This is a genomic window from Subtercola sp. PAMC28395, from assembly GCF_018889995.1.
GTDB lineage: Bacteria > Actinomycetota > Actinomycetes > Actinomycetales > Microbacteriaceae > Subtercola.
Genome location: NZ_CP076547.1, coordinates 2,110,069 through 2,132,256 on the forward strand (window position 1 = coordinate 2,110,069; position 22,188 = coordinate 2,132,256).

At 63.6% G+C, this 22,188-nt stretch carries 22 protein-coding genes; 18 read left to right on the top strand and 4 right to left on the bottom strand.

The window, feature by feature from the left end; genetic code table 11:
- Positions 1-15 precede the first annotated feature (15 nt).
- The 11 genes from KPL76_RS09735 to dapF all read left to right on the top strand — a co-directional run bounded on the left by KPL76_RS09735 (position 16) and on the right by dapF (position 12,003).
- The gene (locus KPL76_RS09735; RefSeq protein WP_216332800.1) at positions 16-1,692 is read left to right on the top strand and encodes a ribonuclease J; all 1,677 of its coding nucleotides are present in this window, start codon (positions 16-18) and stop codon (positions 1,690-1,692) included.
- An 83-nt stretch (positions 1,693-1,775) separates the two neighbouring features.
- Positions 1,776-4,658: a DNA translocase FtsK gene (locus KPL76_RS09740; RefSeq protein WP_216332802.1), complete on the top strand. Its 2,883-nt coding sequence runs from the start codon at positions 1,776-1,778 to the stop codon at positions 4,656-4,658.
- A gap of 4 nt (positions 4,659-4,662) precedes the next feature.
- Complete coding sequence (gene pgsA / locus KPL76_RS09745) at positions 4,663-5,256, top strand: CDP-diacylglycerol--glycerol-3-phosphate 3-phosphatidyltransferase (protein WP_216332806.1); 594 nt, start codon at positions 4,663-4,665, stop codon at positions 5,254-5,256.
- Positions 5,253-5,747: a CinA family protein gene (locus KPL76_RS09750; protein WP_216332809.1), complete on the top strand. Its 495-nt coding sequence runs from the start codon at positions 5,253-5,255 to the stop codon at positions 5,745-5,747. Before pgsA ends, KPL76_RS09750 begins: the two co-directional genes overlap by 4 nt.
- 175 nt (positions 5,748-5,922) lie before the next feature.
- The gene (locus KPL76_RS09755) at positions 5,923-6,231 is read left to right on the top strand and encodes a helix-turn-helix domain-containing protein (protein ID WP_205109481.1); all 309 of its coding nucleotides are present in this window, start codon (positions 5,923-5,925) and stop codon (positions 6,229-6,231) included.
- Between the two features lie 3 nt (positions 6,232-6,234).
- Positions 6,235-6,459 carry a DUF3046 domain-containing protein gene (locus KPL76_RS09760; RefSeq protein WP_216332812.1) on the top strand — a complete coding sequence of 75 codons (225 nt, stop codon included), beginning with the start codon at positions 6,235-6,237 and terminating at the stop codon, positions 6,457-6,459.
- Positions 6,460-6,831: 372 nt separating this feature from the next.
- Positions 6,832-7,911, top strand: coding sequence for a recombinase RecA (recA, locus tag KPL76_RS09765; RefSeq protein WP_216332814.1), 1,080 nt, complete (start codon positions 6,832-6,834; stop codon positions 7,909-7,911).
- A 15-nt stretch (positions 7,912-7,926) separates the two neighbouring features.
- Positions 7,927-8,520: a regulatory protein RecX gene (locus tag KPL76_RS09770; RefSeq protein ID WP_216332819.1), complete on the top strand. Its 594-nt coding sequence runs from the start codon at positions 7,927-7,929 to the stop codon at positions 8,518-8,520.
- A gap of 63 nt (positions 8,521-8,583) precedes the next feature.
- Complete coding sequence (gene miaB / locus KPL76_RS09775; RefSeq protein WP_216332822.1) at positions 8,584-10,173, top strand: tRNA (N6-isopentenyl adenosine(37)-C2)-methylthiotransferase MiaB; 1,590 nt, start codon at positions 8,584-8,586, stop codon at positions 10,171-10,173.
- Positions 10,174-10,191: 18 nt separating this feature from the next.
- Positions 10,192-11,112: a tRNA (adenosine(37)-N6)-dimethylallyltransferase MiaA gene (gene miaA / locus KPL76_RS09780; protein ID WP_216332825.1), complete on the top strand. Its 921-nt coding sequence runs from the start codon at positions 10,192-10,194 to the stop codon at positions 11,110-11,112.
- Positions 11,113-11,121: 9 nt separating this feature from the next.
- Positions 11,122-12,003: a diaminopimelate epimerase gene (gene dapF / locus KPL76_RS09785; RefSeq protein WP_216332844.1), complete on the top strand. Its 882-nt coding sequence runs from the start codon at positions 11,122-11,124 to the stop codon at positions 12,001-12,003.
- 87 nt (positions 12,004-12,090) lie between these two features.
- Here the strand turns inward: dapF and KPL76_RS09790 are convergent, their stop codons facing one another.
- The gene (locus KPL76_RS09790; RefSeq protein WP_216336323.1) at positions 12,091-12,717 is read right to left on the bottom strand and encodes a class I SAM-dependent methyltransferase; all 627 of its coding nucleotides are present in this window, start codon (positions 12,715-12,717) and stop codon (positions 12,091-12,093) included.
- 46 nt (positions 12,718-12,763) lie between these two features.
- Between KPL76_RS09790 and hflX the strand changes: the two genes are divergently transcribed.
- A complete protein-coding gene (gene hflX, locus KPL76_RS09795; protein ID WP_216332846.1) occupies positions 12,764-14,377 on the top strand; it encodes a GTPase HflX in 1,614 nt (537 codons plus the stop codon).
- A gap of 115 nt (positions 14,378-14,492) precedes the next feature.
- Here the strand turns inward: hflX and lexA are convergent, their stop codons facing one another.
- Complete coding sequence (lexA, locus tag KPL76_RS09800; protein WP_216332848.1) at positions 14,493-15,158, bottom strand: transcriptional repressor LexA; 666 nt, start codon at positions 15,156-15,158, stop codon at positions 14,493-14,495.
- Between the two features lie 306 nt (positions 15,159-15,464).
- Between lexA and KPL76_RS09805 the strand changes: the two genes are divergently transcribed.
- From KPL76_RS09805 to KPL76_RS09830, 6 genes are all read left to right on the top strand, one after another.
- Positions 15,465-15,839: a LysM peptidoglycan-binding domain-containing protein gene (locus KPL76_RS09805; RefSeq protein ID WP_216332850.1), complete on the top strand. Its 375-nt coding sequence runs from the start codon at positions 15,465-15,467 to the stop codon at positions 15,837-15,839.
- 91 nt (positions 15,840-15,930) lie between these two features.
- On the top strand, positions 15,931-17,055 hold the full coding sequence (locus KPL76_RS09810) for a histidinol-phosphate transaminase (protein WP_216332852.1): 1,125 nt from the start codon (positions 15,931-15,933) through the stop codon (positions 17,053-17,055).
- Between the two features lie 77 nt (positions 17,056-17,132).
- Entirely contained in the window at positions 17,133-17,741 is a 609-nt protein-coding gene (gene hisB, locus KPL76_RS09815; RefSeq protein ID WP_216332854.1) for an imidazoleglycerol-phosphate dehydratase HisB, read from the top strand.
- Positions 17,738-18,370 carry an imidazole glycerol phosphate synthase subunit HisH gene (gene hisH / locus KPL76_RS09820; protein WP_216332857.1) on the top strand — a complete coding sequence of 211 codons (633 nt, stop codon included), beginning with the start codon at positions 17,738-17,740 and terminating at the stop codon, positions 18,368-18,370. The genes hisB and hisH overlap by 4 nt, the downstream gene beginning before the upstream one ends.
- An 81-nt stretch (positions 18,371-18,451) precedes the next feature.
- Entirely contained in the window at positions 18,452-19,192 is a 741-nt protein-coding gene (gene priA / locus KPL76_RS09825) for a bifunctional 1-(5-phosphoribosyl)-5-((5-phosphoribosylamino)methylideneamino)imidazole-4-carboxamide isomerase/phosphoribosylanthranilate isomerase PriA (protein ID WP_216332858.1), read from the top strand.
- A gap of 14 nt (positions 19,193-19,206) precedes the next feature.
- A complete protein-coding gene (locus tag KPL76_RS09830) occupies positions 19,207-20,166 on the top strand; it encodes an SseB family protein (RefSeq protein ID WP_371733890.1) in 960 nt (319 codons plus the stop codon).
- 33 nt (positions 20,167-20,199) lie between these two features.
- Here KPL76_RS09830 and KPL76_RS09835 read toward each other — a convergent pair whose 3' ends face one another.
- Both KPL76_RS09835 and KPL76_RS09840 read right to left on the bottom strand, forming a co-directional pair.
- The gene (locus tag KPL76_RS09835) at positions 20,200-21,696 is read right to left on the bottom strand and encodes a cryptochrome/photolyase family protein (protein WP_253201985.1); all 1,497 of its coding nucleotides are present in this window, start codon (positions 21,694-21,696) and stop codon (positions 20,200-20,202) included.
- Between the two features lies 1 nt (position 21,697).
- Positions 21,698-22,048 (bottom strand): DUF1844 domain-containing protein, encoded by a 351-nt coding sequence (locus KPL76_RS09840; protein ID WP_253201986.1) that lies wholly within the window; start codon positions 22,046-22,048, stop codon positions 21,698-21,700.
- Positions 22,049-22,188 lie beyond the last annotated feature (140 nt).

Below are 22,188 nucleotides of genomic sequence, written 5' to 3' on the forward strand. Positions count from 1 at the left end.
CCTCTAGGAGGGCATATGCCCAACGCCGTATACGAACCCCTGGCCCTGAAGCCGGACACCCTCAGAATCACCCCGATCGGCGGTCTCGGCGAGATCGGCCGCAACATGACCGTCTTCGAGATCAACGGCAAGCTGTTGATCGTCGACTGCGGCGTGCTCTTCCCTGAAGAGACCCAGCCCGGTGTCGACCTGATCCTGCCGGACTTCTCACTCGTGCGCGACCGGTTGAACGATGTCGTCGGCATCGTTCTCACCCACGGCCACGAAGACCACATCGGCGCCGTTCCGTACCTGCTCCGCCACAAGAACGACATCCCCCTCATCGGCTCCGGTCTCACCCTCGCGCTCGTCGAGGCGAAGCTCAAAGAGCACCGGATCAAGCCGTACACCTACCAGGTGAAAGAAGGCCAGACCGAGCAGATGGGCCCGTTCGAACTCGAGTTCGTCGCGGTGAACCACTCGATTCCGGATGCCCTGGCCGTCGCCATCAAGACCGTTGCCGGTGTCGTGCTCCACACCGGTGACTTCAAGATGGACCAGCTCCCGCTCGACGACCGCATCACCGACCTGCGGGCCTTCGCGCGTCTCGGTGAGGCCGGCGTCGACCTGTTCCTGGTGGACTCAACCAACGCCGACGTTCCTGGGTTCACGCCGTCTGAGCGCACCATCGGGCCGGTGCTCGAGAACGTGATCGCCAAGGCTCCCCGCCGGGTCATCGTCGCCAGCTTCTCGTCTCACGTGCACCGCGTGCAGCAAGTGCTCGATGCCGCGCACGCGAACGGGCGCCGCGTGGCGCTTCTCGGCCGCTCCATGGTCCGCAACATGGGCATCGCAGCCGAACTCGGCTACCTCAAGGTTCCCGAGGGCGTCCTTGTCGACTTCAAGAAGGCGGGCGACATCCCCGACGACAAGATCGTCTACATGTCGACCGGTTCGCAGGGTGAGCCTATGGCCGTCCTGTCGCGGATGGCCAACCTCGAGCACCAGATCGAAGTCGGGCCCGGAGACACGGTCATCCTGGCGTCGTCGCTCATCCCCGGCAACGAGAATGCCGTGTACCGAGTCATCAACGGACTCACCAAGCTCGGTGCGACCGTCGTGCACAAGGGCAACGCCAAGGTGCACGTCTCGGGTCACGCTGCCGCGGGCGAGTTGCTCTACTGTTACAACATCCTGAAGCCGAAGAACGTCATGCCAGTGCACGGCGAGTACCGGCACCTGGTGGCGAACGCGCAGCTCGCCATCGAGACGGGTGTGCCAGAGAGCAACACGATCCTGGCGGATGACGGCACCGTCGTCGACCTCAAAGACGGCGTCGCCACCATCGTCGGCCAGTACGACCTCGGTTTCGTCTATGTCGACGGCAACAGCGTCGGTGAGATCACCGATGACGACCTCAAAGACCGCCGCATCCTGGGCGAAGAGGGCTTCATCTCCATCATCGTCGTCATCGAGGCGAATACGGGCCGCATCATCGTCGGTCCGGAGATCCACGCCAAGGGATTCGCCGAAGGCGACGTCGTCTTCGACAAGGTCAAGCCGAAGATCGCCGCTGCATTGGCCGAAGCCGTGGGCAACGGCACCCGTGACACGCACGCCCTGCAACAGGTCGTGCGCCGCACCGTCGGCCGCTGGGTGAACACCTCCTTCCGTCGTCGCCCGATGATCGTGCCGGTCGTCATCGAGGCATAGACGGTGCGCGCCGGTAGGTGACTTTTCGACGCGCTCGGAGCGGCTAACGACGTTCCGGGTGGGGCAGACAGTAGCGTGGACGCATGGCTACGAGTACCAGGTCGAACTCCCGCGCCCGCGGTGCTTCTGGCACGCGCGATTCAGCTGCGACGGGCTCGCGCAAGACGCCCGCGAAGACGGCACCGACCACCGTGCAGAAGACGTTGAAGTTCCCGGTGGATGAGCAGGGCCCCGGCCCGTTCGCCAGAATGTACCTCGGTCTCGCGCACCTCACCGGGGGCGCTGCACGCGCGTTCGGGCACGAGAAGCTGGCCAGAGACGAGCGCAGGGACGGGTTCCCGTTCCTGCTGTTCCTGCTGGCCGTCGCCGGGGCGATCATCGAGTGGTTCCTCGTTGCCAACCCGGTCGCGAACCTGCTCGACGCCTACACCTTCGGCGGTCTGTTCGGGCGGGTGGCCTATGCGCTGCCCGTAGTGATGTTGCTGCTGTCGATCTGGTTGTTCCGCCACCCCAATTCGGTCAACGACAACGGCCGAATCGGCATCGGCCTCGGCATCCTGTTGCTCACCGTGTCGGCTCTCTGCCACATCTTCAGTGCGCAACCCTCACCCGGTGACGGAATCGAGAAGCTCGCAGACGCGGGAGGAGTGCTCGGCTGGGTGCTCGCGGCACCGCTGATACTCGTGACGACCTCGGTCGGTGCGACGATAATCGTGTCACTGCTGCTTCTTCTCTCTCTCTTCATCATCACGAAGACACCGCCGAACAAGGTCGGTGTGCGCTCGAAGGAGCTCTACTCGTACCTGTTCGGTGCAGCGTTCGGCGAGGCGCCCGAAGCCAGTGGAACGACTTCCGCGAAGCCGTCGAAATCAGACGCGTCGGGCACTTCACAGACCGGTGACCTGCAACTCGACTTCGAAGACGTCGATGAAGCGCTGCCATGGTGGCGCCGCAACAAGACGCAGCGCGAAGAAGATCCGGCGTTCGACAGCCCGATCATCCCGACCACGACGGTCAACCCAACCGTCGTCGACCGAACGTTCATCGAAGACCGCACCCCAGCAACCGAGGTCATCGACAGCACGGCCAGCTTCGGGGCCTCGCTCCTGGGCGACATGGAGGCGGCGGAACAGGCCGTCAAGCGCTTCACGGGGGAGATCCTGCCGGGCTCGAAGTCGGCCACGGGTATCCGTGACGATGCGGCCACCGACACGGCGTCGTTCACCGGAGTGCTGTTCGGCACGGAGCCGGGCGCAGCGGGCGTCGAAGGCGAGGTGGGCGACGTCTTCGTACCGCTGGCAGAGGTGAAGGAGCTCGAGCAGCTCAACTATTCGTTGCCCCCGGCCACCAGCCTGGCGCTCGGCGAGCCCTCCAAGGCCCGGTCGCAGGCAAACGATGACATCGTCGCCGCGATCACCAACGTTCTCCAGCAGTTCCAGGTCGATGCGAAGGTCACCGGCTTCTCACGGGGACCCACCGTCACGCGGTACGAGATCGAACTCGGCCCAGGCGTGAAGGTCGAGCGTGTCACCGCGCTCAGCAAGAACCTCTCATATGCCGTCGCGAGCAACGAGGTGCGCATCCTCTCGCCCATTCCGGGCCGGAGTGCCATCGGGGTCGAGATTCCGAACACCGACCGCGAGATCGTCGTTCTCGGCGACGTGCTGCGCTCGGCCAAGGCGACGAACGACGTGCACCCGATGACGATCGGTGTGGGCAAGGACGTCGAAGGCAAGTTCATCATCGCGAACCTCGCGAAGATGCCCCATCTCCTGGTCGCCGGTTCGACAGGGTCGGGCAAGTCGAGCTTTGTGAACTCGATGGTCACGAGCATCCTGATGCGGGCGACGCCCGCCGAAGTCCGCATGGTGCTGATCGACCCCAAGCGCGTGGAGCTCACGGCCTACCAGGGAGTTCCGCACCTCATTACGCCCATCATCACGAATCCGAAGAAGGCCGCTGAAGCGCTCGCCTGGGTCGTCAAAGAGATGGACATGCGCTACGACGACCTCGAGAGCTTCGGTTTCCGGCACATCGACGACTTCAACCGCGCCGTGGTCAACAACGAGATCGTGCTGCCTGCAGGCAGTCACCGCGTGCTCAAGCCGTACCCGTACCTGCTCGTGGTGGTCGACGAGCTCGCCGACCTCATGATGGTGGCGCCGCGTGATGTCGAGGACTCGATCGTTCGCATCACGCAGCTGGCCCGGGCATCCGGAATTCACCTCGTGCTCGCCACCCAGCGCCCGAGCGTCGACGTCGTTACCGGCCTGATCAAGGCCAACGTACCCTCGCGTCTCGCCTTCGCCGTCACCAGCGTGACGGACTCGCGGGTCATCCTCGACCAGCCGGGTGCAGACAAGCTCATCGGGCAGGGCGACGCGCTGTTCCTGCCGATGGGCGCCTCGAAATCGATCCGTGTGCAGGGCGCCTGGGTCAGCGAGAGCGAGATCGAGAAGGTCGTGCAGCATGTCACGCGCCAGGCGCGGCCCGAGTACCGCAACGATGTGACGGTTGCAGCGGTGTCGAAGCAGATCGACTCCGACATCGGTGACGACCTCGAAGTGCTCCTTCAGGCCGCCGAGCTCATCGTAAACACCCAGTTCGGCTCGACGTCGATGCTCCAGCGCAAGCTGAAGGTCGGTTTCGCCAAGGCCGGGCGCCTCATGGACCTGCTCGAATCGCGCGAGATCGTGGGCCCGTCAGAGGGCTCGAAAGCACGCGATGTCCTTGTCACGGCCGAGCAGTTGCCCGAGGTTCTCGCGATGCTGCGCGGGTCGGATGAGGCGGCTGCCCCTTCTGCTCCGATCGACTCTCGCGGCATGTCGGCGTCGGGCTCGTTGTCGGCCTCCTCTGCACCCTCCGGAATGACGTACGCCGACCCACTCGCCGCACCCGGTGGCGGGTATCCTGAAGAAGAGGCGACTTCCGACGAAGACGCGTGGGGCCTCACCGGCAGAGAGTAGCACCATGACCGTTTCACCTGAGACTCCCGCCAAGCCCAGCAACTGGAACCTGCCGAACGCGATCACGGTCGTACGCATCCTGCTGGCGCCCCTGTTCATCTGGATGCTGCTGGCCGACAATGGCGCGAATGGACTGCTTCGCTACCTCGCGGCGATTCTCTTCGTCCTGGCGATCGCGACCGACGGTGTCGACGGTCATCTCGCCCGCAAGAACAACCAGGTCACCGATCTCGGCAAGATCCTCGACCCCATTGCCGACAAGGTGCTCACCGGGGGTGCGCTGGTAGGCCTGTCGATCCTCGGCGAATTGCCCTGGTGGGTGACCATCATCATCCTCGTGCGTGAGGTGGGCATCACGCTCTGGCGCTTCGCTGTCATCAAGAGCCGCGTGATACCGGCATCGCGGGGTGGCAAGCTGAAGACCCTCGCACAGTCGATCGCCATCTCGCTTGCCCTGTTCCCCTTCGCTTCGCTCCTCGGTGACTGGGTGAACGTGGTGAACCTGGTCTTCATGTCGATCGCCTTCGTGCTGACGGTGGTGACCGGGCTCGACTACCTGGTGCAGGACTACAAGCTCAACAAGGCCAAGAAGCAGTGACCGACGGCGACGGGATCGACGTGACCGCAGCGTTGATCGCGGAACTCACTCGACGCGGCGAGACGGTTGCTGTTGCCGAGTCCCTCACCGGGGGTCTCCTCGTGGCTGAACTCATCAGGCCCGCTGGTGCATCGAACGTCGTGTTTGGGGGAGTGGTGGCCTACAACACTTCCATCAAGGCATCAGTGCTGGGGGTCGACGCGAACCTCCTGCGAACACAGGGCCCCGTGCATCCGGAGGTCGCCGAGCAGATGGCTGAGGGAGTGCGGTACGCGTTGGCTGTGGATGGTTCGGCTGCCTCGATCGGCATCTCGACAACCGGAGTGGCGGGCCCGGGCCCGGCCGACGGACACCCGGAAGGCACCGTCTTCGTCGGTCTCTCCCTGGGCGACAAGACGTGGAGCGTGGCTCTCCACCTCGAAGGGGGTCGGGACAGGATTCGGGCCGGAGCTGTCAGTGAAGCTGTACGAATCCTGAGTGCGCGATTCTAGCCATGTTGCGCGGGAATGACTCAGGTTTCGATCTCGTTACACATGATGTCGTTAACACCGAAAGTCCAGTGTTGTTCGTTTAGAGTTTGTGGAACGGTACCTTGGCTGTCGAAGCCACCGTATTGTTAGTGCACCACGAACAACTCACCGAAGACACACACGCAAGGAGGCTCCAATGATTTTAGTTCGCCAAGAGATCGGCGACGTGCTGCGGGACTTCCGTCTTCAGAAGGGTCGCACCCTTCGCCAGGTGGCAAGTAAAGCCAGTGTCGCCCTCGGTTACCTCAGCGAGGTCGAGCGCGGCCAGAAAGAAGCCTCCAGCGAGATTCTGGCTTCCGTGGCGGAGGCGCTCGATACGCCCATCTCCGTCATCATGCGTGAGGTCGGCGACCGCCTGGCCGTCATCGAGGGCATCGATACCATCCCCGACACGGTTCCCGATGAATTCGTTGCAGGATTCGATGCCGGACTGGTTGCTCGCTAAGCGGTGAGACTGAGTGAATTCCGTCAGGCCGTACTCGATGAGTTCGGACCGGGCTTCGGAAGGGTCGTCACGAACGATCTTGCACTGAGTGAGTTCGATGGGCGTACCGTAGACGAAGCCATCTCCAGGGGTGCCGATGCCCGTGAGGTCTGGCTTGCCCTCTGCCGCGCAGCCGATGTGCCGAAATCCCGCTGGCATGGTGCGGGCCTGCCACAACCCCGCACATAGACCTGCCTGAATGTCACGCACCCGAGTGTGCGCGACGCCGCAGGTGGGGGAGCATTCGTTCGTCTGCATGTTCGATGAATCCAACACGCCGCCGTTCTTTCTCGAAGATATGTTCGGATCTTGCTAGTCTCCTACACAGCACGGTTTCTTCAAGCGTTCTCCACAGAATGGCCTGTCTGCGGCAGCGATGTCGGTGGCACTGCCTAGCGTGGTGAAGGTACGAAAGACCAGCGAAAACGCCTTGTCGTCAGCAGCATCAAGCCCCGTCGAAGGGGTGCGAGGGCCGAGCGCGACAGCCTACAGGCACACCGACCGCGGCGCAGATCCAGACGAATGCTGGGTCAGGCGAGCAACTGATTGAAGGAGACAGCAATGCCCTCAGATGCCTCTCGTGAGAAAGCTCTCGAAACAGCACTCGCCCAGATCGACCGCCAGTTCGGCAAGGGGTCGGTGATGCGGCTCGGCAGCGACGAACGTGCCCCCGTCGAAGTCATTCCGACAGGCTCCATCGCCCTCGATGTCGCGCTCGGCATAGGCGGTCTTCCCCGCGGTCGAATCGTTGAGATCTACGGGCCTGAGTCGTCGGGTAAGACCACTCTCACGCTCCACGCGATCGCGAACGCACAGCGAGGTGGTGGTATCGCTGCCTTCATCGATGCCGAACATGCCCTCGACCCCGAATACGCAAAGAAGCTCGGCGTCGACATCGATGCTCTTCTCGTCTCGCAGCCCGACACCGGTGAACAGGCCCTCGAGATCGCAGACATGCTTGTGCGATCCGGATCGATCGACCTCATCGTGATCGACTCGGTCGCTGCTCTGGTGCCCCGTGCAGAGATCGAAGGCGAGATGGGCGACTCGCACGTCGGCTTGCAGGCCAGGCTCATGTCGCAGGCTCTCCGCAAGCTCACCGGTGGCCTCAACCAGACCAACACCACGATGATCTTCATCAATCAGCTGCGCGAGAAGATCGGCGTCTTCTTCGGTAGCCCGGAGACGACCGCCGGCGGTAAGGCCCTCAAGTTCTACGCTTCGATTCGCCTCGACATCCGTCGCATCGAGACTCTCAAAGAGGGTACAGAGGCGGTCGGTAACCGTACACGCGTCAAGGTCGTCAAGAACAAGATGGCTCCGCCCTTCAAACAGGCCGAGTTCGACATCATCTACGGAATCGGCATCTCACGCGAGGGCAGCCTCATCGATTTCGGTGTTGAGCACGAGATCGTGCGCAAGTCCGGTGCCTGGTACACCTACGACGGTGAGCAACTCGGGCAGGGTAAAGAGAACTCCCGTCGTTTCCTGAAGGAGAACCCCGATGTGGCCCTCGATATCGAGAACAAGATCAAGATGAAGCTCGGGCTTCTCGACGATCCTAATGCCCCCAAGGTGGCGGCCGGGGCCAGTAACGTCGAGCCTCTGGCTCCGAAGATCGCCGCACGAAAAGGGGCATAGGCCATGGTGGCGCGGGTGAGCTACCTCCCAGGAGTTCTCCCGGGAGCGGCTTCAGGCGCAACCGAAGATTCGGCTGGCGACTCGACCGACGCGGTTGAGTCGCAGCAGGCGCCCATGACCGAGGGGGAGCGCGAAGCGTTCCTCGAGAACGTCGTCGTGCGAGCACTTGCTCGCAAAGCCCTCTCTGAGTGGGAGGTGACGAAGCTGCTCGCGGCAAACGGGGTAGACGAGTCTGAGTTTGAGGTCTTCCTTGATCGCTATCGTGCAAATCGGTACATCGACGATTTCGACCTGGCCGAGAACCTCGTCGAATCACTTCATCGACGTAAGGGCTATGGGCGTTCGCAGATCAAGAGCGAGCTCGCTGCCAGGCATGTCCAACCCGAGATCATAACGGCCTCGCTCGAGGCGCTTGACGACGATGATGAATTACAGCGGGCAACAGAACTTGCTGAGAAGCGGGCACCCTCGCTCGCCCGGCTCGACGCTGCAACGGCCGAGCGGCGACTGACCTCTTTCCTCATGCGTAAGGGTTATCCCTCAGGAATCATCCGCACTGCAGTGAAGTCTGCACTCGCGCCTCAACCGCGCGGGGTCAGATTCCGCTAGCTCGACGTGCGGCGTGGGCTCGAAGGGCCCACGCCGTCGTGGCGACCGTAGACTTGATGCACTATGAGCAGCATGACTGAGGCCCCAACGATCATCCTCCCGTCGCCAGCGGCGGTGGACGATTCTGGTCATGCCCGCACCTACGAGGTGCGAACCTACGGTTGCCAGATGAACGTGCACGACTCGGAGCGGCTCAGCGGATCGCTGGAAGCGGCAGGGTACATCCGTGCAGAGACTGGCGAAGCCGACGTCGTGGTGATCAATACCTGCGCTGTGCGTGAGAATGCCGACAACAAGCTCTACGGCAACCTGGGGTACCTCGCGTCAGTGAAGAAGCGCCACGTGGGCATGCAGATCGCTGTGGGTGGGTGTCTTGCCCAGAAAGACAAGTCGGTCATCCTGTCGAAGGCGCCCTGGGTTGATGTCGTGTTCGGCACCCACAACATGGGTGCCCTTCCGAGCCTGCTCGAGCGTGCACGGCACAATGGCGAGGCCCAGCTCGAGATTCTGGACTCCCTGGAGACCTTCCCGTCCACGTTGCCGACAAAGCGTGACTCGAGCTACAGCGGCTGGGTGTCAATATCTGTCGGTTGCAACAACACCTGCACGTTCTGCATCGTGCCAGCGCTCCGGGGCAAGGAGAAAGACCGACGCCCGGGTGAGATCCTGCAGGAGATCCAGTTGCTCGTCGACGATGGCGCCATCGAAGTGACGCTTCTCGGCCAGAACGTGAACTCGTACGGCGTGGAATTCGGTGATCGGCAGGCATTCAGCAAGCTGCTACGCGCAGCAGGTCAGATTCCTGGGCTCGAACGCATCCGGTTCACGAGCCCGCACCCTGCGGCCTTCACCGACGACGTGATCGATGCGATGGCCGAGACTCCGTCGGTGATGCCTCAGTTGCACATGCCGTTGCAGTCCGGTTCGGATCGTGTTCTCAAAGCGATGAAGCGCTCGTATCGCTCAGCGAAATTCCTCGGAATTCTCGATCGTGTACGCGAGCGTATGCCTCACGCAGCGATCAGCACCGACATCATCGTCGGTTTCCCCGGGGAGACAGAAGAGGACTTCCAGGAGACCCTTCGTGTCGTCGAGCAGGCCCGTTTCGCCACGGCATTCACCTTCCAGTACTCGATCCGTCCCGGCACGCCTGCAGCGACCATGCCAGACCAGGTACCCAAAGCGGTCGTGCAGGAACGGTACGAGCGTCTGATGGCTCTTCAGGACCGCATCGCCTGGGAGGAGAACGAGAAAGTGGTCGGCCGCCGTGTCGAACTGCTCGTTGCGAACGGTGAGGGCCGTAAAGACGCTGACACCCATCGAATGAGTGGCCGTGCCGAAGACAGCAGGCTCGTGCATTTCGACGTTCCCGAAGGTTCTGACGTGCCACGCCCAGGAGATGTTGTCTCGGTCATTGTGACCGGTGCGAAGCCCTACTACCTCATCGCTGACTCGCTCGATGGTGTTCCCCTGGCAGTGCGCCGAACCCGCGCGGGTGACGCCTGGGAGCGGGAGCAGTCCGATTCCTGTGAAGTGCCGGCACCTCCTTCCGGTGCAGACGGATCCGTTGTGAAGGCTCGGGTCTCCCTCGGCCTTCCGACCCTCCGAGTGTCGACAACTCCGATCTACGACGACTCCGACGGGCTGCGCTAGCGGAGACGGCCCGTTTCGATGGCCACAGACATCATCGCCGTTGTCGGAGCGACCGGGACCGGCAAGTCAGAGCTCTCCCTCGTTATAGCCGAGCGACTCGCCGACTCCGGTCAGCTCGCTGAGATCATCAACGCCGATGCGATGCAGCTCTACCGTGGAATGGACATCGGCACTGCAAAGCTATCCCTCGGCGAGCGACGCGGAGTTCCCCACCACATGCTGGACGTTCTCGACGTGACTGCCGAGGGCTCTGTTGCGGCATACCAGGCAGATGCTCGCGCTGCCATCGATGGCGTGCTCGAACGCCACGCTGTACCGATTCTGGTCGGTGGCAGCGGGCTCTACGTCTCGTCTGTGATCTTCGACTTCCAGTTCCCTGTGCGAGACGCAGAGGTCCGAGCCCGGTTGGAACAGGAACTTGCAGACGACGGCATCGGGATGCTCTACCGTCGTCTCGCAGAAGCCGACCCAGAATCGGCGCTGGCCATCGGTCAGCACAACGGTCGGCGGATCGTGCGCGCCCTCGAAGTCATCGAACTCACGGGCGTCCCGGTGAGCGGCCAGCTCCCTGATAAACCCGTTGCGTGGCGACCTTCGACAATCCTGGCGCTTCGTCATCCGCGCGATCTGCTGGTGGAGAGGCTCGATCGGCGAGTGGAGCAGATGTGGGCCAGGGGTCTGGTCGATGAGGTCGAAGCACTCGTGCCAGACGGGCTGGAACGGGGTGTCACGGCCAGCCGTGCCATCGGCTACGCCCAGGCGCTGGCCCAACTGCACGGCACGCTGTCACAAGAGGCGGCGATCGCCGATGCCCAGGCCCTCACTCGTCGCTATGCACGTCGTCAGGTCAGCTGGTTCCGGCGCTACAGCGATGCTGTCTGGCTCGATGCCGACGACCCCGAGCTGCTCGGGAACGCCGCAGCAGCATTCGGCCTCTAGGCTTGTCGCATGGCTTTAGATCTGCACTTCACCAAGGGCCAGGGCACCGGCAACGACTTTGTTCTGTTCTCCGACCCTGACGGCCTCATCGACCTGACGCCCGCGCAGATCGCGTCGCTCTGCGACCGTCATTTCGGTATCGGCGCAGACGGACTGATCAGGGCCGTCAAGTCGAAGAACATTCCGGCGGGTGCTGCGGCACTGGCGGTCGACGATGCGGCGGAGTGGTTCATGGACTACTACAACGCCGACGGATCGATCGCCGAAATGTGTGGCAACGGCATCCGGGTCTTCACGAAGTATCTGCTCGAGAGCGGTCTCGCCACGCTCGATTCGGGTGACACCTTCGTGGTCGGCACTCGCGCAGGGGTCATCGACGTACAGCGCAACCTCACAGGGTTCCAGGCCGACCTGGGGCGCTGGCGGCTTGAAGGCGGCGAGCCACTCGTGCGGGCGAAGAACCTCCAGGTGGCTCGCCCGGGCCTCGGAATCAACGTCGGCAACCCGCACGTCGTCGTCGCGCTGGTCGACGAAGACGAGCTCGAGTCGGCCGACCTGACGTACGTACCTCAGCTCGATCCTGAACCTGCCGAAGGGGCGAACATCGAATTCGTGGTACCACTGGAGCCTTTGGTGAGAAACGGCGTCGGGCACATTCGCATGCGGGTTCACGAGCGAGGCAGCGGTGAAACCCTTTCTTGCGGCACTGGCGCGGTCGCTGCAGCCCTCGCGATTCGACACTGGGCGGGAGCCGGTGCGCCCAACCAGTGGCGCGTAGAGGTGTCGGGTGGGGCCGTCGGTGTGCGCATGTACGCCACAGAAGACGGCGAGCATGTCGCGCTCTCTGGCCCGGCAGAACTGGTCTACGAAGGCGACGTGACGCTCGCCTGACGCTGGCCCTGCACGATCGGCTCGACGGAGCTTGGCACTTCGGGGCCTGCGAGCGGCCTCGACGCGAATCCCGCTACTGGGCTCCGGTCACTCCACCAACGGCGAAGAGTGCAATCGGGCGCGCAGTACCCGATACCCCTTGCTCGTGGCCGTGCGGGTCACACTGAACCCGGCAGGCAGGGCCCCCTCCAGCCATCGGTGCAGCGAGTCCGAGCCGAGATTGCGCTGCACCACAAGCCAGGCATCGGAGCCGGGGTCGAGGCGCGGCAGCCAGCGGAGCAAGAGCGCGTGAAGCTCGTCCTTACCCACCCTGATGGGCGGGTTCGACCAGATGGTCATGAAGAGCAGGTCGGCGGGAACATCGTCGGGCAGTACAGCGTTGATGTTTGTGAGGCCGAGCTTTGCAGCGTTGGTTCGCACCAGGTCGAGCGCACGCTCGTTGACGTCGACGGCCCACACGGTGGCGCGGGGTGAGAGCTGGGCCAGCGCCAGAGAGATCGGGCCCCACCCACAGCCGATGTCGAGAAGGTTGCCACCGGGCGGTGGCGACGGTGTGTTCGCAAGAAGAACCTGGGTACCGGCATCCACTCTGTCGGGGCTGAACACGCCCCCGGCCGTAGTGGCGAGGAACGAGTGGCCGGCTAGGGTGACCGGCACTTCTTTGAGCCGGAGTTCGGTCGCTGGGCGAGCTGAGAAGTAGTGCCCATTGTCCATAGCCATACAGGGAATGTAGCAAATGAGAGGGCTAGTCTTGAACGTAATGTTTGAACACGATTCAGTTTCGGCCGATGAAACGGCTTCACACGGCAGAACCACCACAGACTCCAACGGAGAAGCCACCACGACCGGCGGGCCGGAGACCCAGGCGCAGGATGCTGTGGGCCGCGTTCTGGCGCGTGCTGGCGCCCGCTCCTCGGGCTATGCACTCTTCACGCCCGGCAGCGCTCAGGCGTTGCAACGCGACGACGCGCTGAACGGGCGAGAGAATCACGACGGCGACCAGTATGACCTCGCCGACAGGCAGGCGCTTCGCCGCGTCGCCGGGCTCTCGACCGAGCTCGAAGACGTCACCGAGGTCGAGTACCGCCAACTGCGCCTTGAGAACGTGGTGCTGATCGGTGTGTACACCCAGGGCACCCTGACCGATGCAGAGAACTCTTTGCACGAACTCGCAGCTCTCGCCGAGACAGCGGGAGCCGCCGTTCTCGACGGTCTGCTGCAGCGACGCGCGACCCCTGATCCCAGTACGTACTTCGGCAAGGGCAAGGCAGAAGAGCTGCGCGCGGTGGTCCAGGCACTGGGCGCCGACACGGTGATCGCCGACAGCGAGCTTGCGCCGAGCCAGAGGCGCGCTCTCGAAGACATCGTCAAGGTGAAGGTCATCGACCGCACCGCCGTCATCCTCGACATCTTCAGCCAGCACGCCAAGAGCCGCGAAGGCAAGGCGCAGGTCGAGCTCGCGCAGCTCGAATACCTCCTGCCGCGATTGCGAGGCTGGGGTGACTCGATGTCTCGCCAGGCCGGTGGCCAGGTGGGTGGTGCGGGTGCCGGCATGGGCTCTCGCGGCCCCGGTGAGACCAAGATCGAACTGGATCGCCGCCGCATTCACACCCGCATGTCTCGCCTGCGCAAGCAGATCGCTGCCATGAAGCCCGCGCGTGACGCCAAGAGGGCCAACCGCAAGCGCAACACGGTGCCGTCGGTAGCGATTGCGGGCTACACGAACGCCGGCAAGTCGTCGCTGCTGAATCGCATCACCGGTGCCGGCCTGCTGGTCGAGAACGCCCTGTTCGCCACCCTCGATGCGACGGTTCGTCGCACGCAGACCGCTGATGGCCGTGAATACACGTTCGTCGATACGGTCGGGTTCGTGCGCAGCCTCCCCACGCAGCTCGTCGAAGCGTTTCGATCGACGCTCGAAGAGGTCGCCGACGCAGATGTCATCGTGCATGTCGTCGACGGTTCGCACCCAGACCCTGCGAGCCAGCTCACGACTGTGCGCGACGTCATCGGCGAGGCGGGAGCCAGAGGTATCCCTGAGCTCGTCGTCTTCAACAAGAGCGATCTCATCTCCGAAAGTGACCGGATCGTGCTTCGGGGTCTTGAGCCCCGTTCGATGTTCGTCTCCGCGCGCACAGGCGAAGGCATCGAAGAACTCCTCGGCGCGATCGACGGCCTGCTGCCGACGCCATCCGTCGAGGTCGACGTGTTGATTCCCTATGACCGTGGTGACCTGGTGTCACAAATGCACCAGCACAGCACGGTGCTCAGTACGGAGTACGAAGAAGGTGGAACCCACGTGCGCGCAATGGTCACTCCTGAATTCGAGGCTCAGCTGCTGGAATTCAGCGTCGACTCCGCCCGGTCGTCATAGGCCCAACGGCAAACCACTCTGCCCGAATCCTCCCGAACAGGGAGCCTTCGGAATGTGACCATTCGCCGCCTCGCTGTTCTCGAAGACGTTGTCTTCGAGAACAGTGGCTGTGCGCCTAGACCGAGCGCAGCACAGCGACGACCTTGCCCAGAACGGTCGCGAAATCGCCGAGAATAGGCTCAAAGTTCGAGTTTCGCGGCAGCAACCAGGTGTGGCCATCACGCTGGCGGAAGACCTTCACTGTGGCCTCTTCGTCGAGCATGGCGGCAACGATGTCACCGTTCTCTGCTGTCTTCTGGGTGCGCACGACGACCCAGTCGCCGTCGCAGATCGCAGCGTCGATCATTGACTCACCGACGACCTTCAACATGAAGAGTTCACCCTTGCCCACGAGCTGACGGGGAAGCGGATAGATCTCCTCCACCTGCTGTTCGGCGGTGATGGGGATACCCGCTGCGATGCGGCCGACCATCGGAACGAGCGCCACATCGCCGTGGGGAGTCGGTGAGTCTGTGGCGACGCTGTCACTCTTCGGGATGTCGATGAGGATCTCCAGTGCACGCGGCCTGTTCGGGTCGCGGCGGAGGTATCCGCTCAATTCGAGCTGGTTCAACTGGTGCGTCACGCTCGAGAGGGAAGCGAGCCCCACAGCGTCACCGATCTCGCGCATACTCGGCGGATAGCCCTGCTGGTTGACCGCCTCGGAAATCACTTCGAGGATTGCCAGCTGCTTCTCGCTGAGTGATTTTCGCCTCCGCGTACCGCCACGTTCACTGGTCATGTTCTCTCGCTCTCATCGGATTCGCAGTCGCACCCCTTGGCCGGCTGGATGAAGGGTGGATCTTCGTTGGCGACCCAATGTCAGTGGGTGGGGTTTCACTGTCAGTGGGCAAGTTCAAAGTTTCTTTCGACAATCGAAACTGTATCGAAGACCGTGCCCAGAGCAAACAGGTGTTCGAGTGTGTCGCGAGATTGGGGCACATTTCGAACTTGTTTATTCGAACAATCGAAGATATATTCGGAACAAAGCTTCGTATGCGGCCCTCCCGGCCGAGGGTCGCATACGAATACACCCCAGGAGGTCACGATGACTGCACTGAATTTCGCACCAGGCCCTCACGCACAGCGTGCCCTGTCCGCTCCCGTGCGAGTCCACCTCCGTCTCACCCGCCGCGGTCGGGTCTTTCTGGGTGCTGTTGCGTCGATGGCATTGATCGGTGCGATGGCCGCGTTCGCGGTCTTCGGTGGTGCCGCTGCAATCGCCACTTCGAGCGGGTCGTCCAGTACCTTCACCTATGTCACCGTCCAGTCAGGGCAGAGCCTGTGGTCCATCGCCCAGAGCATCGATCCGTCTGGTGACCCGCGCGACGTGATTGCAGCCATCCAGAGCCTGAACCAGCTGCCGTCGTCAGACGTGCAGCCGGGCCAGCGACTGGCGCTTCCGAGTGAATACGCACGGTAATTCGAAACTATGCACCGCCGCGCGCGCGAAGCTGCGCCGAGGTTGTCGGGCGTACGAAGGCTGATCTGGTCACCGCGCTACCATTGGTTGCGTGAGTTCCAATAGCCCTGATGGTGGTTTCAGCGATCCAAGACCGTTCTCCCTGGCAGATCTGCCCATCCGAGACGACCTGCGTGGACTGACTCCCTACGGGGCGCCGGAACTCAAGGTCAAGGTGGCTCTCAACGTCAACGAGAACACGCACCCGATCCCTGAAGCCGTTGCGCGCTCGATCATCGAAGCCTTGGCCACTCAGCTCCTGACGGTCAATCGCTACCCTGATCGAGAGTTTCCAGCGCTTCGCGACAGCCTGGCTTCCTACCTCGGACACGGGCTCACGCGGGAGAACATCTGGGCTGCGAACGGGTCGAACGAGGTCCTGCAGCAGATTCTCCAGGCTTTCGGTGGCCCCGGCAGGTCAGTGCTCGGGTTCCCTCCCACCTATTCGATGCATTCGATCATCGCGGCAGGAACCGGTACGGAATGGGTCGCCGGCGAGCGTGACGCCGGGTATGAGATCTCTCCGCAGACCGCGGTCGACTGGGTCACCCGCACCGACCCCGATCTGGTCTTCTTCTGTTCCCCCAACAACCCGACGGGTACAGCCATAACCCTTGACACCATTGCCGCCGCGTACGACGCGACGGACAAGATCGTGGTTGTCGATGAGGCCTATGCAGAGTTCGGTCGCGCGGGGGAGCAGACAGCACTCTCCTTGCTCCCCGGCCGTGAGCGACTGATCGTCACTCGCACGATGAGCAAGGCTTTCGCCTTCGCCGGCGCCCGACTCGGGTACCTCGCCGCGGCCCCGGCAATCAGCGATGCCCTCAGACTGGTTCGGTTGCCCTACCATCTCTCAGCCCTGACGCAGGCGGCTGCAGTAGCAGCTCTCGCTCATGCACCGGAGATGCTCGCCATGGTCGACGACATCAAGCGGCAGCGTGACCGCATCGAAGACACACTCCGTGAGCTGGGCTACACGCCGTTCCCGAGTGCGTCGAATTTTGTGTTGTTCGGGGGAGTGCCCGATTCCCATGAACTGTTCGAACAGCTGCTCGAGCGCGACATCATCATCAGGGATCTCGGTATTCCCGGACACCTTCGCGTGAGCGCTGGTACAGAAGATGAGACGACAGCGTTCCTCGACGCTATGAAAGAACTCACTCCTTCGCGGTAGCCGTTGCCCGGGTCGCGGCGTATTGGCCATCGTTGCGCGCGCGGTCGACAACTGCCGGGGCCGATAGACTTTTTCGCATGTCGACAGAACCCCGCACTGCCAGCCTGACGCGCAAAACCAGCGAATCGAGCATCCAACTCTCCGTGGACCTCGACGGCACCGGCACTTCGCACATCGACACGAGTGTTCCGTTCTTCAACCACATGCTGACAGCGTTTGCCAAGCACTCCCTCACAGACCTCACCGTGACGGCAACCGGAGACACCGATATCGACGTACACCACACCGTCGAAGACATCGGCATCGTGCTGGGACAGGCCATCCGGCAGGCGCTCGGGGACAAGAGTGGCATCTCGCGGTTCGGTGATGCTCTCGTGCCACTTGACGAGGCGCTCGTTCAGGCCGTTGTCGACATTTCGGGTCGACCATTCCTTGTGCACACCGGTGAGCCGGCAGGGTTCGAGTTCCACCTGATCGGCGGCCACTTCACCGGCTCCATGGTTCGCCACGTCTTCGAGGCGATCACCTTCCATGCTGGCCTGACAGTGCACATCACCGTGCTCGGCGGCCGCGATCCACACCACATTGCTGAGGCGGAGTTCAAGGCGTTCGCCAGGGCGTTCCGTTTTGCCAAACAACTCGACCCCCAGGTTTCGGGAGTTCCGTCGACAAAGGGCGCGTTGTGACCCCTCGCAAGGTTGTCGTGCTCGACTACGGCAGCGGCAATGTCCACTCGGCTGTGAAAGCACTCGAAAGGGTCGGAGCCGAGGTCGAACTGACGGCCGATCGACGCGCGGTGGCTGAAGCCGACGGTCTGCTCGTGCCGGGCGTGGGTGCGTTCGACGCCGTCATGCGGGCGCTCGAGTCCGTGCGCGGGGGTGAGCTGATCGACAAGCGGCTGGCTGGCGGCAGGCCGGTGCTGGGCATCTGTGTCGGTATGCAGGTGCTGTTCAGTCGTGGCGTCGAACGCGGGGTCGATACCGAAGGCCTCGGCGAATGGCCGGGCACGGTCGACGAGCTGAAGGCGGATGTGCTGCCCCACATGGGGTGGAACACCGTCATCGCACCGGAGGAATCGAGGCTCTTCGCCGGAATCGCTGAGGAGCGCTTCTACTTCGTGCACTCGAACGCTGCCCAGACCTGGGAGCTCGATGTGCAGCCTCCACTTCCCGCCGCGTCCGTCACCTGGGCAGAACATGGTGGCCGGTTCATCGCCGCAGTGGAGAACGGTCCGCTCTCAGCCACCCAGTTCCACCCGGAGAAGTCCGGGGAGGCGGGAATGCAGCTCCTGTCCAACTGGCTCCTCACGCTCTGACTCCGTACGACCCATTCGTCTGTCGCTTCGTGCGACTGAACCCCTCTCTCACTCCAAGCCTGAAAGCACCTGAACCCGATCATGACTACACCTGGCCCCGCGCTCGTTCTCCTGCCCGCAGTCGACATAGCCGACGGGCAGGCCGTGCGCCTGACTCAGGGCCAGGCCGGAACCGAGACCAATCACGGCGATCCTGCTGACGCCGCGGCCGACTGGGTTGCGCAGGGAGCAGAGTGGATCCATCTCGTCGACCTCGATGCTGCCTTCGGGAGAGGCAACAATGTCGACGTCATCCGCCGAGTCATCGCCCAGGCGACCGGCATCAAGATCGAGCTCTCCGGCGGCATCCGCGATGACGCGTCGCTGGAGCATGCGCTCGAGAGCGGTGCCACGCGCATCAACCTCGGCACCGCAGCGCTGGAGAACCCGGAGTGGGCGGCCAAGGCGATCGCGCGATTCGGCGAGGCCATCGCGGTCGGCCTGGATGTGCGGGGTACGACTCTGGCGGCGCGCGGCTGGACTGAAGACGGGGGTGACCTCTGGGAGGTGCTCGCGCGCCTCGAGGACGCGGGCTGTGCCCGTTATGTGGTCACCGACGTCACCAAGGACGGCACGCTCAAGGGTCCGAATGTCGACCTCCTCAAGCAGGTCATGCAGAAGACCGACAAACCCGTCATCGCCTCCGGCGGAATCTCGAGCCTCGACGACCTGGTCGAGCTGCGCGCACTCGTTTCCGACGGTCTGGAAGGCGCGATTGTAGGCCGGGCCCTCTACGCGGGAGCCTTCACTCTCGTCGAGGCACTCGCGGTCGCGTCAGACTGAGCGGTTCGAAGCCCATGCCCCCCGAGCATCCAGAGCAGGAGCCTGCTTCGGCCAGCAGGCCCGGCCGTGCCCGGGTGCTTCCCTCGACAGGCATGCCACCAGCACGCTCGCAGTCCTCCGAGGAGGGCGGAGCACTATTCGCAGACTCGGCAGGCCAGCCGTGGGCAGGTCGCACGTTCGACGCGAGCACGAGTGGCTACGAGGACGACCAGGGAGAAGAAGCCTCTGGCCTGGTCGAGGCGATCCGAGTATTTCGTGCCGGGGACGGGCTTCCCCGCCCACCGCGTTCCCAGGCCGCAGTCATCGAAGCATTCAGCAGCGCACGTCTCCTGGTACCGCTGGTGGCCGAGGCCGGGCAGACCGCGGTGGACCACTATGGTCGCACCGTCGACAAGACCCAGGAACTCGCGATCGTCACAGTGACGGCGCCCGACGGCCGCACCGCTCTGCCGGTCTTCACCTCTGTGGCTGCGATGGCGAGCTGGAACCCTGCCGCACGACCGGTGCCCAACGAAGCTCGGCGGATAGCGCTCTCGGCCGCAGCAGAGGGCACCGACCTGCTCATCATCGATCCGACATCGGCCACCGAGTTCGTCGTGCGGCGCCCGGCCGTGTGGGCCATCGCCCAGGGCTCACCGTGGGCGTCACCGTTCGACACCGACACCGACACCGACACTGACACCGACGCTGAAATCGGAGGTGCACCACACGGTGATCGTGATTCCAGCCCTCTGCTGGCAGAGTTCCGTGTGGCGGTGCTGGGCGAACCGGCGGTGGTCTCGCTCGCGCTGGTGCAGGGCGACCCGGATGCCCGGCTGGCCGCCCCCGAAGTGACCGTCGTTCTCGCGCTGGCACCGGGTCTCGACCGCGAAGCCCTGGCTCTTCTTCTCGCTCGCCTGCAGGACCGTTGGGCCCAGTCGGCGCTGATCGCAGATCGGGTGGACTCCCTGTCGATCAGGCTCATCGCCGCCTGACCGGCCGAGTTCCCGTTCCCGATTACGGGAGCATCACTCGATGACGGCCGTGAATTCGCCGAGCTGTTCGCGAACGCGCTCCTGGGCGACGACAGCTTCGCGATCGGGCAGGCGCCGGAGACCCGCGAGGGGCTGGGCCATGCGGTGGTTCGTGCGGAGCTGCGGCTCGACCCGGTCGAGAAAGGCCCAGTACCCTGCCGTGAACGGGCAGGCATCAGGCCCGAGACGAACCTTCGGGTCGAAGCGGCAGCTTCCGCAGTAGTCGGTCATCTTCGAGATGTAGGCACCGCCAGCCGAATACGGTTTGGTAGCGACGATGCCTCCGTCTGCGTGCTGTGACATGCCGATGACATTCGCCGGCATCACCCACGGGGTGCCATCGACGAACATCGATACGAACCAGTCATTCAGCGCAACCGGATCGTAGCCGCGTTGGAGCGCCCAGTTCCCGATGACCATCAGGCGCTGGATGTGGTGGGCCCAACCCCGTTCGCGAACACCTCGCAAGCTCTCGCCCAGGCAGTTCGCCTCGATTGCGTCAGCGTCGAGTCGCCTGAACTCGATCGGCAGTTCCCGCCTCGCGTTCAGCCCATTGTGGCTCGTCGGGTACTTCTCGCCGAGATGCCAGTAGAGATGCCAGACGTAGTCGCGCCACCCGGCGATCTGGCGAACGAAGCCCTCCACGCTCGCCAGTGGCGCGCGGCCGGCGTCGTATTCGCTCACCACCCTGTTGACCACTGCGCGAGGGTCGAGCAGCCCGAGATTCAGGGGCACGCTCAGCAGGGAGTGAGCCATCGACCAGTCACCTGAGAGAGTCGCGTCTTCGAACGGGCCGAAGTCGTTGAGTCTGACGGAAACGAAGTCCTCGAGCGCCGCGTTCGCCTCGCCTTCCGTGACGGCGAACCTGCGCGGCCCATCGTCACCGACCAGGGTCACTGATCCCTCGGCCTGCCAGCGGTCGAGATCAGCCCGAACCTCCTCGTCGATGTCGTCCTCGACCGGCCACCAGGGGTCTGGCAGTCCCAGGCTGACGGCGTTCTTCGGAGGGGACTGGCGGTTGTTGTGGTCGTAGTTCCACTGGCCGCCGGCCGGTCCGTCACCTTCCATCAGGATGCCCGTTCGAAGGCGCATCGCCCGGTAGAAGTCCTCCAGCAGAAGCCGCTTGGCTCCTCGTGAGGCCGCCCATTCCGCAAATTCCGTTTCGCTCGAGACGAAACCCCGGCTCGGCAGGATGGCTGCCCCGATCTGCCGCACCTTGCGCCTGGCCCGCCACGAGGTGGGGTCGATGACCTCCAGGTCGGTCCGGCCATCCACTATCTCGGAGTACGTGTCGACCTGGTGGAATTCGACTCTGTCGCCCAGCTCCCTGGCTCGATGCCGGATGCCCGACAGCAGCAGGTGCGCTTTCGCCCTGTGAATCGGCCCCCGCCCGAGTGCCCGCCTCGATTCGATGAGCAGCATCGGGCCGCCATCGTCGAACGCGGAGCCCAGCTGGCCCGCGAAGATCCACCGAACCGGCCGGCCGGGCACGCTAGTTGACGGGCCCGGTCAGCTTCTCGCCCGGGCCCTGGCCGATTGCGTCGGGGAAGGGTGACGCTTCGCGGAAGGCCAGCTGAAGCGAACGCAGGCCGTCGCGCAGGCTTCGGGCGTGCATGTCGCCGATCTCCGGAGCCCCTGCCGTCACGAGCCCGGCGAGGGCGATGATGAGTTTTCGCGCCTCGTCGAGATCGAGCTGGTTCTCGGGGTCGTCGGCAAGCCCGACCTTCACCGCAGCGGCGCTCATCAGGTGCACGGCGGTCGTGGTGATGACTTCGACGGCCTGTACATCGGCGATGTCGCGCGCCGCTCCGATCGAATCGTCTTCGAGATACGCATCGCTCACAGTGATTTGGTTCCGTTCTAACATGTTGGCCTGAGACTCTGATATGCTCTATGCGGCTCTGAGGCCATTATGGCTTCAGACGAAAGTGGAGATTCTCCCACCCGCGCTTGACCGTTTGGCTTGATGCCTCAAGGTTACCG